Source organism: Gordonia sihwensis (genome assembly GCF_029632925.1).
In the GTDB taxonomy this organism is placed as follows: Bacteria; Actinomycetota; Actinomycetes; order Mycobacteriales; family Mycobacteriaceae; genus Gordonia; species Gordonia sihwensis.
In genome coordinates, this window is sequence record NZ_CP121248.1 from 2,636,421 (window position 1) to 2,649,172 (window position 12,752).

Annotated in this window: 3 protein-coding genes and 2 pseudogenes; 2 read left to right on the top strand and 3 right to left on the bottom strand. The window is 62.9% G+C overall.

The genetic code is table 11. The annotated features are described in order from the left end of the window. Positions 1-36: 36 nt before the first annotated feature. Both P5P27_RS12770 and P5P27_RS12775 read right to left on the bottom strand, forming a co-directional pair. A complete protein-coding gene (locus tag P5P27_RS12770) occupies positions 37-4,956 on the bottom strand; it encodes a DEAD/DEAH box helicase (RefSeq protein ID WP_278124267.1) in 4,920 nt (1,639 codons plus the stop codon). Then, the gene (locus tag P5P27_RS12775; protein WP_278124269.1) at positions 4,953-8,411 is read right to left on the bottom strand and encodes a hypothetical protein; all 3,459 of its coding nucleotides are present in this window, start codon (positions 8,409-8,411) and stop codon (positions 4,953-4,955) included. Before P5P27_RS12775 ends, P5P27_RS12770 begins: the two co-directional genes overlap by 4 nt. A 105-nt stretch (positions 8,412-8,516) precedes the next feature. Here P5P27_RS12775 and P5P27_RS12780 point away from each other — a divergent pair. Next, a pseudogene (locus P5P27_RS12780) lies at positions 8,517-9,212 on the top strand (DEAD/DEAH box helicase family protein); the annotation flags it as partial. A gap of 39 nt (positions 9,213-9,251) precedes the next feature. Here P5P27_RS12780 and P5P27_RS12785 read toward each other — a convergent pair. Beyond that, positions 9,252-10,474 (bottom strand): IS3 family transposase gene (locus tag P5P27_RS12785; RefSeq protein WP_085950748.1). Its coding sequence is split into 2 segments (ribosomal slippage): positions 9,252-10,168 and positions 10,168-10,474, totalling 1,224 coding nucleotides; the frame shifts between segments, so codons are not numbered across the junction. Positions 10,475-10,547: 73 nt separating this feature from the next. Between P5P27_RS12785 and P5P27_RS12790 the strand changes: the two are divergent. Next, positions 10,548-12,752: pseudogene (locus P5P27_RS12790) on the top strand (helicase-related protein); the annotation flags it as partial.

The window sequence follows — 12,752 nt, forward strand, 5'->3', positions numbered from 1 at the left end:
CGTTGTCACTCATCGTGCCCGGCCGATGCCGTGCGATCAGACCGTGTTTCCAACCGCTTCGGCTAATTGGTCGGCGACGGTATCCGCCACGCGATACACCTTGTATCCGTCGGCGGCCAACGCCGCGTCACGATCATCATCTTCACCCTCGACGAGGACGACCCGCGACTCCGTCCACAAGGCCTCGGCAGGCCAGTAGTACTCACCGATGTCGATTCCGATCTGAGGCTTAGCGACGCCAAGCGTGGCAAGTTCAGCAAACAGCTCAGTCACGGAACTCGACGTGTGCGTGAGAGTCTGTCCCCACGGTCCGTCAACCGCGTCTCGGACGCCTTCAATCCTCAGCTCGTTGAATATCGCCAGAGCTCCGGCACGCGAAAGACGATCGTGATGCCGGTCGTTGCGGTACGACCGCAGACAGCCGTAACACGACGTCTCCTCACCACAGTCGCACCGACTCACGCGATCCACCGCGAACCTGACGACGCGCTGCAGGTTCTCGGCGATCTTCTTCGACGCGCCCGCTCCCCCGGGCACCGTATCGAACAAAACGATGCTGCGTTTGCCGTCTTTGCTCCACGAGAGAGTGCCGTCGATGTCATCCCTACTGATCTCAAGAGCTTCCGATGCCCCCTCGAGCAAGGCATACAGCACCGACAGCCAATGTGATTCGGAGTCCTTGTCGTAACTGACGGCCTCGAAAGTGAACTCGGCGACATCGGTCTCATAGCGGTGCGCGAGCGACACCAGATACGTGGAGCCGGCACAATCGGACCCGGTCGCCGGCCGCTTGTGCGCACGCTTCGACGACGGCTTCCCATTGGGCGCCGGCTCAGCCCAGCCGCACCACCGGCACAGTGAGAACCCTCGACCACCTCCGGTGGAGATCACGGCCATTTTGGCACGGGTTCCGGCTCTGGCTTGCACACCCGTCGACTCCCAGGTGAACGTGTCGATGACGTCGCCGATATCTTCGACGTAGGTCGCGCCACCCCAATTGCGTGCTGGCGGCTCCGGCTTCACCTCCTCCGCCTTGCGGTCAGCGACGAACCCAAACTCTGGTACGACAAACGTGCGGATGGCGCCGAACGGCTCATCGCAACTCGGACACAGCTCGGACGCGTCAAGAACAGTGGCGCACTGGAATTGCTCGCAGACTCCACAAACTCGGTATTGGAACTCAACCAACTCACGCTTGGGTAGCTTGTGCAGTCCCCGCGACGTCCAAAGCTTGCCGCCGGCCACCACCTGATTCCCCGGTGCGTAGTCGTATATCGCCTGTGAGAGGTCTCGCGCCAGTTCTAGCCGCCCACCCACGTCTTCCGCGCAGTGCGCAGTCCGCAACTCGACGGTGTCCACCGGGAACCCGTACTTAGGCAAAATGTTCTTATTCGCCAGATAGCCGAGAAGCTGCCGTTCCTCGATTGTTTTCAGCGTCTTCTGGAGGCGTCCACCAAGTGTTAGGCGGTCTTCAGCCTTCGCCTCCTCAATGAGCTTCCGAAATGTATCGATTTCGCCGCGAATATCCTGCTCGGCGATAGCGAGCAGTTCGCAGAGCTCGCCGACCCACGTGCCATCCAGGACACCGATCGCCGCGGCCACGTCGGATGGAAGAACGTCTACAAGTGCACTCTGAACGTTTGCAGGGACCGGCGTAAGAAACTCTCGAACCTGCGCCGCAGGCGAATCCTGACCTTCTGCCTGGGTGAAGAAGTCGCCCGCATGTCGCCACGTTAGTCCATCGTTCTCGTATCGATGTCTGAAGTAGGCCGCCAGCGCCACCGAATGCGCGTGCCGCCGCCCAATGCGCTCGTTGTCGATTGGGATCCACGGAATCCGCATTTCACCTGCGATCATGGATTCCGGATTCTGATACTTGGACAAGTCGTGCGAGCTACGCTTCGCATAGGTGAGCACCAGCGCTGCGGACGATGCGCGGCGGCCCGCTCGCCCCGCACGCTGAACATAGTTCGCGGTCTTCGGCGGCATATTCCGAAGCACCACCGACTGCAGGTCGCCAACATCGACTCCGAGCTCGAAGGTGGTCGAGCACGACAATACGTTCACTCTGCCATCGATGAAATCCTTCTGAACCCTGGCCGCCGCCTCCGACGCCCACTGCGCGGTGTGTTCCTGAGCCGACAAAGGCACTGGGTTCATGGTGCGATATACGTTCCGATAGTGGTTCGCGTCATCGTGAATGTCCGGGATCCCGAAAGCCATCAGTGAGCCGTCGCACGGCCCATGGGGGCAAATGTCGCGAACGTTGTTCACTGTCAGGCGACGGCACGATCCACAAAGAAACCAATTAGCGTCCGTTCCGGATCGAATTCGCAACTTCGTGTGGTCCACCTGGTAGACGTCGCCGGCGAACTTGTCGGGGGTAAGCTTGAGGTACTTGTTATCGAGAAGGAACTTCCAACAGCTGTTCAGCACCTTCCCCGCGTCGACATCAGAGCCGAGTTCTGCAAGAACCTTGCGAATGAACATGATCCGATTATTTGTGGTGCCCGGACGTCCTCCGGGAAGCCAGCTGATGATCCGATTCTTGGCGTCTGAATCCATCGACCGAATCCGCACAAGGGTACTGCGAGGCTCGAAGATCTCCAACTTGATGTCGACCTCGTCAAGCAGGGTTATGGCGCCCTGAAGGCGAACGGTCTTAAGCAACTCTTCCAGCAACGCCCAGCATTCGTTCTCGCTCAATCCAAGACTGAACCACGCACGCGGCAGTTCTGCCCTGCTGCGCAGCATAGACACCCGCATCAGACCCAGCCCTTCGAGTGACTGACGTTGATCGATGGCCATCAGTTCCGCCATCACCCACGGGTTAACCACACGCTCGATCTCGAGACGCGTCGCCGACTCGGGGAAGTACTGAGCCTGCTTCGCCTTCTTCATGGCGAGTGCAGCAAGATCCTCGGCAGAAAGGGCTTCATCAATATACTTCGGATCCGTGATCGCTTGCGTGAGATAACGACGATGAAGCATCCGTCCGTAAGTCTTATCAAGATAGGGAGCCGCGAACGCCGCGGCCTGTCGAGAGTCGGAGAACATCAACAACTTGCGGCCCTCGCCCACTTGCTCGACTGTCTCGTCCGATGCCGGAGGAAGGTGCTGGTACAAGGCCGTGGTGATGACCGCTGGCGCTGCATTGACGTCAGTTCGCAGTCGACGGATCACCTGGCGCGCTCGCGCACCGCATTCGGTGCACTTGCTCATCACGCGTGTGGTCTGTGGATGCTCGCGAACGCGAAGTACCGGCCCGCCCGGGCACGCGGCCGACTGACATGGACCGTTCGTCAGTGCACCACAGCCAGTACAAAGGTGACCGACGCCCGTGGTCGCATCCGTATCGACGCCATCCGACAGTGTGAGTTCGTCCTCATCAAGCAGCCCTACCTCATCCGCATCCGTGATCACGAGCCACTTGACGCGAGAGTCCTTCAATACCGGGCGGAAGTACCGGAGCCCGTTCTCTGTGGTGACCTCGCCTGCGAGATGAACAGCCCCGCACCGGGTACACGTGCCGAACTCGAACACCGCGCGGCCCGTCTCCGGGTCCTGCAAGTGACGACCGAGGAAGACCTTCGGCCCCGCGTCCGCGAACGCGACGTAGGAGCCTTCGGTGGCTCGGACGAACATGTGATACCGCGCCGATAGCACCGGATTGCCGCTGCTGTCATGGACTTTCGACCCGAGTGCAACGAGCGCCTCGAGCTTGGCGGCCGCTGCGTCATCTCCCGGCCAAAACTGCGCCTCGAGGTCACTGACTGCAACGGGGCCTCGTGACAGGATGGAAGTGAGATCAGCAATCGTGCTCTCTGCGCGCAAGGCATGAGCATGGTCCACTCCGTGCTCGTCGAGCAGGGCCAGATCCGCATCGTCAGCCGCAAGCTCCAGCAATTGGTCAGCCGTGAGCGTCCAGGTCGGTGGTTCGCGCCACTCCTGTCGCGTTGCCGTGACCAAGTCCTGACGTTGGTCGTCATCGTCCACGTAGTCGAACGGGACATCGAACAGGTGACTGGCAAATGTAGCGGCTTCCAACCCCTGGGTCTCAGGTGTCCGGCCTGTCAACGACGCTGACGTCGCTATACATTGCAGCTGTCGACCCCGCGCCACTCGTTCCCGCAGGCGCCGTAGCAATAGCGCCACTTCGGATCCTTGCGCTCCGTCGTAGACGTGCGCCTCATCGAGCGCAATGAACTTCCACGTGTCTACGTGCTCACCATCGAACAGGTCGATGTCTTTAGGCCGCAACAACAGATACTCAAGCATCGCATAGTTGGTCAACAGGATATGAGGTGGATTTGCTCTCATCTCCTCGCGACTGAGAAGCTCGTTCGGAAGCCGCGCCTGCCCAAGATGCATCGCTTTGAATATCGCTTCGGCCTCATCTGCGTGCTCTTTGGTTTCGCCGGTATAGCGACCGAAGGTGATGTCGGGCATCGCCGCCAACAGCGTGCGGAGACGCTTGAGTTGGTCGTTGGCCAGAGCGTTCATCGGATACAGAAGCAGCGCCCGCACCCCCGGGCCGAGGGATCCGGCGGCGCGTTCCTCAATAAGCGAATTGAGGATCGGCAGCATAAAGCTTTCAGTCTTACCTGATCCGGTGCCCGTGCTGACGACCAGATTCCGTCCGGCCACTAATTTCCGAATCGCACGTTCCTGATGCCGATACAGCGCTCGCTCCATCGGCAACGCATCGCTCTCGAGAAGCCGGAAATCACGATGTAGTACACCCTCCTCCACGAGCTCAGAAAGCGACGCGCCAGGTGCATACGGGGGTGTCAGTTCCAGCATCGGCCCTTTCGTCAAAAGCGTCGATCTATCGATCGCGGCACCGAAGGCGGCGGCGAGGCGCGGATCTCGCGGAGCAAGCAAAGTCTTCAAGTAACGCTTGTAGCTGGCTTCAATTCCCGCGCTGGCAGCGAGCGGGTTGAGGCGGTCGGTCATGCGGGTTCTCCAATCAAGTCGCCATGCACTAGATAAGTGACGGCAGCATCGGCGATGAGAATGTCAGTGGCGACGAGGTCTGGGAAGTATTCAGCGAACGTAGCCCACGCAGCACGCGCAGCTGGAGTCACTGGCGACTTTTCGAACTCACCGCGCGCATCGAGACGCACCACCGCGGCAAAGATGAGCGACTGCACCGACAGCAGCGCCCAGGGACGTTCGCCGACATCGATTCCGTGCAGCACCTCGTCTCGCGCGGCGATGAGGTCAAACAGGGCCGGAGCAGCGGACTTCACGTCCATCAATGCACGGCTGGCGTGGCGGGCCAACTCCTCGCAGGCAGGATCGCGGCTCCACGCCGAACGCAACCGAAAGGCGTTCGCCACAGCGCTGACTCGCGAATCGACGTCCAAGAGCGCCCCCGGAACCAGCTGGACCGCCTCATATACTCGGTCAATTTCTTCCTCACTCCTCTCGTCCATTGAGACCGCGACAGCGTCGACGATCCCAGCGGTTGGATTCGTGAGTCGCCCCTCCTGAAGCAGCGTAAGCAGAGCAGCACCGCCCTGTGCCGTGAGATACCCGAGAGTCTCGGAGCGCTCGGTCACGACCGCTCGTCGACGCGCATACAGCGATGGCAAATCGGAGATCTCTACCATGCAGCCCACCCATGGGTCAGGATGAAGATCGTTGCGGGTGTCGCTCGCTGAGTACGGCCTGTCGATCAAGCGTATCCGGATCAGCAATGCCATCTTCTTCGCAGGGGAGATGGTGCTGTTGCCCAGAGCCTCGAGGGCCGCGCGCGGATGCCGCGCCAGAATTTTCAGCAGCCCTTCCCGGACCCGTCGGCTCTCGGCGTCCGTCGCCGCGAAGCCGAGCATCGCGAGTGCCTCCCAAGCGCCGGGTACGGCCGCCGGCGCCAGTGGCACGCTTGCCTCACCTGCGAGAAACTGCGCGAGGTCGTCGACCGCGGGATGGTCACCGACTACCCAGCCGTGCTGGGCGACCCGCATGGCCGCAGCGAGGTCGGGAGTACTCGGCCTGGTAACCGTGACCCACGGATCGTCGACAAAGACCTGGACGATGAGGTCGCCTGACTCGTGTAGGTCATCTGGCAGCACGGCCCGCTTGTCAGCGATTGACAGTCGGGCGACTGGGCGCCAGGGTGCTGTCACCGCCCATACCCAGACCGCCAGGTCCTCCTCCTCAGCGAGACCGCTGAACACGAGCGTCCGCTCACGCAGTTCGACTGATTCGCACAGACGGGCCGGACGGATATGCGCGATAGTGACGGTGTGGATCTTGGCCTCTTCGTCTATCAGTGCGACGAGTCGGCATGCGCCGACTCGCCGCGCAGTATCGACAAAGGCGCGCGTGGGAACTTGAAAGACATTGTCGGCCGGGACTTCCGGATACTCCTCCTGCACAATGGCACCGGAATCGTCGAGCAACGCGATACTCACCGACACATTGCCGGGAACTCGTGCCGCGACCACCGCGTGGCCTTCCAGATCGGCGGGCGCAAGCACCTTCGCTGACGTGCGCCATTCGGCGGGTGTGCCAAGCGTGTCGACGCGGGCCTCGAAGTACGGCGGCGTCAAGATCATGCGATAGCCATGCCCACCAGCATCGATCCGAATCGCACTGTCTCGGTCATCTACTCCGAACTCAATCCACTCGCAATCCGTTGTCAACGGTTCGGTGCACGTCACCGCCGCGATAGCTTCGCTGAGTCCGCCGCTCACCGGCGTGCGGAACGAGTCTCCGTACTCGACCTCGACGCCCTCCGCCAGGAAAACGGAATACCGCAGGTCCGAGCCCACTGGGCCGTTGATCCAGATTTCATACAGGCCCAGCAATCCCGGAGCGATACCGTCGAACGGGTCGAGCACGGACTCCACAGTGTCCGATTCCCACTCGGAATCCGCTAGCCAGAGCGATTGGCCAGATTCTCGAACCCGGACGCGCCATGTCAACGGTTCCGTGCCGATGTGCGCAGGCAGGGTAACCTCCGGCCTTTGCGCGTAAACCCTTATGCCTTCCGCGCTACGCAGACCTACAACGGGATCACCGAGATCGATCCGAGGGGAACCCACCGAACGCACTCCACGAATTGATCCAGTCGGGGTGTTGCCTCGTCGGAGCTGAATGGAATCATGCGACGACAGGTCAACAAGCCGCGCCTTCCAACCGTGCCACCCCATCGGACTGCGGTCACCTTCCGTGCCCAACTCCTCGCCCGTCAGTGCGTCGACGACGGTTCCGTCCTTGGGGACCAGCGCCAATACCTCCCCCCGAGGCAACGAAGCACGGCTCTTGACCAGCCGTCCACCGGGCGTGAACAGCAGCATCGGGTCGGCGGTATCGACGACGGCCACGCGATGGTGGTCGCCTGAGGCCTCGTGTCGCATCAACACTTCCCGGGCGGGCGCCGTGACAGCCATTGGAGTGGGCGGCACCTCCTCGCCCTGCGCCAAACCCCAGGGTCGCTCGGCATAGACCTCGCGAGTGGCACCAGCGACCGTGACCTTCCACGGCAGGTCGCCTCGCTGACTGGGATAGGGGACACCGACCATCACCTGGTCGTCCTCCATCGAGTACGAGACGACCGGCCGCGGCCGATGCCGGAGCCGAGCTGCTCCCCTATCGACATCCGCGCCGAACGGCTGGACTTTGAGTCTGGCGATGAGACCGTCAAGGACGAGAGTCGGCAGGCCAGTCGTCGATGTGTCGAGCGTCAAGTCGTTCCACGGTTCGGGGTTCTCCAAGGTGAAGATCAGAAACTCGACGACACGGTCGAGGATATCGACTGCAATACGTCCGCCGAGCTGCAGGAAATTGCGTACCGGGACATCCAACCTGTTCAAGCGGTACTCCATGCCAGGCTCTGCCAACCATTCAAGTACCGCGACGCCGGATGGATCACGTCCCTTCCGGATATGGTCTTCGATCACGTCAACGAGGTCGCCGAGGCAGTTGACAGGAATACCGGCGTGCAGCGCCATCGCCATGACGTACTTGCTCTCAGTCAAGAGCTCCGGGAAGGTGCGCATACGGAATTTGTAGAGCAGGTAGTACAACTGATGGCGCAGGGCGATGGCGAAATCTGGATCGGGGTCCAATGCGGTGGCGTCCCAGAAGGTTTCCCAGAAGGTTCCGTGATCATACGCAACGCCGGCGTGGCCGAGCAGCGCCACTAGAGTGAGCGCCGGGTACCTCTTGATGAACCCCGTGTGACCGAGGGTCCGCAGGTCGCTGCGCGCGATCTGCCCGAACAGGTCTTGGGAACGGAGGATCGCATCCTCGTCGAGATTCAGTTCGAAGAAGAGCTCTTCCCTCTCCAGCTCACGCGCAAGGCGAAAGTTCTCCTCCTCAGCGCGGTTCTTCAGAAACGACGACATCAACAACCTCTCTCCCGCCAGGCTCACTCGCGACGAATCGACTGTGTCATACACCACCGACAAACCTCATGACGCACTCGAACCACCCATGTCTGGTCCACTCCCGGCCGTCGGCTAGGTTGAAGATCCGACGAGTACTTCTGAGGAGACTGTCAGCCCATGCCCGCACGACCCGAACTCAACGTCGCACCCGGCTCGATCGTGGTGGTGCGGGACGAGGAATGGCTGGTCACATCGGCCGAACAGGGCTCGGACGGCTGGCTGGTTCGGGCACGCGGACTCTCGGAACTGGTCGCGGACACCACGGCGAGCTTCTACTCGAGCCTGGACGGCATCGAAGTCCTCGATCCCCGGGACGCGCAGGTGGTCGCCGACGCGTCGTCCGGGTACCGCGACTCGCGGCTGTGGCTGGAGTCGCTGCTGCGCAAGACCCCATTCCCGTATGGCGATCAGACCCTCACCGTGTCTACCCAGATGCTCGCCGACTCGCTCGGCTATCAACGCGCAGCAGTGGCCAAAGCCCTTGCCCCCCAGCACATTCGGCCGCGGATCTTGATCGCCGACGCCGTCGGGCTGGGTAAGACGCTCGAAATCGGCATGGTCCTCTCCGAGCTCGTCCGCCGCGGACGGGGCGAGCGGATCCTCATCGTCACGCCCAAGCATGTGCTCGAGCAGATGCAGCACGAGCTGTGGTGCCGATTCGCCCTCCCCTTCGTCCGGCTCGACTCGGCGGGCATCCAGAAGGTACGTCAGAAGCTGCCGGCCACCCGGAACCCGTTCACCTATTTCAAGCGCGCGATCATCTCGATCGATACCCTGAAAAGTCCGCGCTATAAGGCTCATCTGCAACGCCAGACGGGCCTTGACCCCGGAAACTGGACACGGGGTTTGTGATTACGCGGCTTTCTGCAGGCTATCGGATGTGTGAGCGTTTTCGTAGTCGGCAGGGCTGAGATAGTTGCAGTACGAGTGCCGGCGTCGGGTGTTGTAGCGGGTGATCCACCGGAACACCGCGAGCCTTGCCGCCCGGGGCGATTCCCAGCGGGCTGCGCCTTGCAGCGTTTCGCGTTTGAGTGTCGCATTGAACGACTCGGCCAGGGCATTGTCCGCGCTCGTGCCCACCGCTCCCATCGATTGCGCAACACCCAACTTCGCGCAGATCATCGCGAAACCCTTTGAGGTGTATTGACTTCCGCGATCGGCGTGGAACACTGCACCGGCAAGACCGCCGCGGGTCAGTGCTGCGGCACCTAAGGCATCTTCGACGAGTTCGGTACGCATGTGCTCGGCGATCGACCAGCCCACCAGGCGGCGGGAGAAGCAGTCGATCACCGTGGCCAAATACAAGAACTCATTGTCCCCGCATGGCAGATACGTGATGTCACCGACGTATCGGGTATTCGGTGCGATCGCGGTGAAATCACGGTTGAGCAGGTCCGGCGACGGAGTGTCGGCTGGTTCGGCGATGGTGGTGCGGTGTTTTCGGCGCAGTCGCAGGCCCTCGATGTTGTTGGCGCGCATGATCCGTGCGATCCGTTTGTGATTGATCCGCTGGTCGGCGGGTTGTCCGTGATTGATCTCGGCGGTGATCCGGGGCCGCCCGTAGGTGTTGTCCACCGTGTGGACGGCGCGGATCTTGTCGGCGAGTTCAGCGTCGGCTGCGGCCCGGGCGGCTCGTTTCTCGGCGGCGTTGATCCATGCGTAGTACGACGAGCGGGCGATATCGATGACCTGGCACAACCGCTTCACCGGGTAGGTGTCGGAGTGGTCTGCGACGAACTGGAAGCGGTTCACCAGTTCGTCTCTCCGGCGAAATATTTTGCCGCCGACCGCAGGATGTCTCGTTCGGTTTCGAGCTTGGTTTTCTCCGCGCGTAGGTGTGCGACCTCGGCGCGGAGCCTGGCGGCTTCCTGCTCGGGTGTCTCGCCGGTGCCGGGCCCCGGAGCGGTGGCGGCGGGTCTGCGGATCGGGATACCCGCATTTCTCAGCCATGTGGTCAGGGAGCCGTGGGATACGCCGAGATCGGCGGCGATCCCGGCTACGGTCGCGCCGCCGGTGTCGCGGTACAGCTCGACTGCGTCGCGGCGGAACTCTTCGGAGTAATTTTTCTTTGCCATCGGGTTAGATCTTCTCGCTTTCCCTGGTCCGAGACCAGGATCAAGCGTGTCCAACCCGCGGGGTCAAGGCCCCTATAAGGCTCATCTGCAACGCCAGACCTGGGATGCGGTGGTGATTGACGAATCACATAATCTCACCAATGCCGGCACCCAGAACAACGACCTCGCTCGGGTACTCGCCCCGAATACCGAGGCCCTGATCTTGGCGTCGGCAACCCCGCACAATGGGCGCGAGGAGTCATTCGCCGAACTGCTGCGGCTACTCGATCCCACGGCGGTCGCCCCCGACGGGACTTTTACCAAAGAGGACGTGGCGTCACTGCTGATTCGCCGGCATCGCCATCATCGCGAGGTGGCCGCCGAGGTCGGCAGCGATTGGGCCGAGCGTGCCGAACCGGTCCATCTTCTGGTGACTCCGTCGCCCGCCGAAGATGCCGTCGCCCGGGAATTGTCGCGGACGTGGCTGCATCCGAGTTCCGGCACCTCTCCCTACTCGGGCCAGACCAAGGCACTGTTCCCGTGGACGTTGGCCAAAGCGTTCCTGTCGTCCCCCGCCGCCCTGGCCGAATCGGTCAAGCAGCGTCGCGCGAAACTGAGCAGCACCAACCCCGAGCAGGCCGCCGAGCTGGCGGCGCTCACCACCCTCGAGCAGCTCAACGCCGAGGCGCTGACCGACGACGCCGGAAAGCAGGCCGCCCTCGTCCGGCGCCTCAAGGAGATCGGCGTCGGTAAGCAGTCGGCCACCCGCGCGGTGGTCTTCGCCGAGCGCGTGGCGACGCTCAGGTGGCTCACCGAGCACCTCCCGAAGCAGCTGGGGCTGCGGCCCGAGAACGTCGCCATGCTCCATGGCGGGCTCTCCGACGTGGAGCAGCAGGAGATCGTCGACAGCTTCAAGCTGGAGACGTCTCCGATCCGGGTGCTGGTGACCGGCGACGTGGCCTCGGAGGGGGTGAACCTGCACGCGCAGTGCCATCACCTGATCCACTACGACATCCCGTGGTCACTGATCCGCATCGAGCAGCGCAATGGCCGCATCGACCGGTATGGCCAGCAGCATCCGCCGGTCATCTCCTCGTTGATTCTGGAGCCCTCCGATCCTGAGTTCTCCGGCGACCTGCGGGTACTTTCCCGGCTGTTGGAGCGGGAGAACCTGGCGCACGGGACCCTCGGTGACGTCGCGTCGCTGATGGGTAAGCATTCGGTGGCCGACGAGGAGACCGCGATCCGCGACGTCCTGCTCGGCAAGTCCACCCTCGACGAACAGATCCGTGACGTCGACGACGTGGCCGCCGGCGACGACCTCGACGCGTTCTTCGCGCAGTTCGACCTGGAGGAGACCACAGACGACGCCCCGGAAGCGGCGCTGCCGCAGGCGGCCCGCCAGAGCCTGTACCCCGACGACCTCACCTTCCTCGACGAGGCGCTCAAGGCCGCCTTCCACGACGTGCCGCACGCGAACATCGAGTCCGGCGGCGTGGGCTGGACGGTGCACGCCAACCATGCGATCGCCGAGCTCACGCCGCCGCGTGACCTGCGCCAGCGGCTCGGGCAGCTGCCGCAGAACTACCTGCAGCAGGGCAAGGTGCTCGAGCGCCTCACTCTCGCCACCTCCCCGGAGGTCGGCAACACCCAGCTGGCCGCGGCCCGGGAAGGCAAGGGGGTGGCGGGGTCCACGTGGCCGGAGGCGCACTTCCTGGGCCCGTTGCACCCGGTGCTCGACTGGGCCAGCGACCGCGCGCTCAGCGCGCTGGGACGCAACCAGATCTTCGTGATCCGCGGCGACGTGGACGCCCCGACGGTCCTGCTGATGGGCACGCTGATGAACCGGCGCGGGCAACTGGTCTCGCGCGTGTTTTCGACGGCCGAGTTTCCGAACCCCGACAACGCGGACTTCTGCGTGGTGGAGACGCGAGCAGACCTCGACTTCCTCACCACCGACACGGGTCTGCGGCCGGGGTCCGCCAATCCCGGGCCGGTCGCCGACGCCGACCGTTACCGCGAGCTGATCCCGATCGCCGTGGACGAGGCGACGACGGCGATGCAGATGGTGCTCGACGCTCAGGAGGCGGCGGCGACCGAACGCCTGGACCGGTGGCGGCGCCGCGCGGACCGCTGGCACACCGGCGCCGAACAGCTTGAACTGGTCGGCGGTCAACGCAAGAAGGTCGACACCCTGTCGCGCCGGATCACCGAGGAGCAGCGGCTCGCCGAATCCCTCGCCCCGACCCAGCAGTTGGTGCGTCCGCTGTTGCTGATCGTTCCCGGAAAGGACCAGTAG

Bases quoted from the DNA above. Each gene is read 5' to 3' on its own strand.
- P5P27_RS12770 (WP_278124267.1), bottom strand. From the start codon at position 4,956: ATGACCGACCGCCTCAACCCGCTCGCTGCCAGCGCGGGAATTGAAGCC.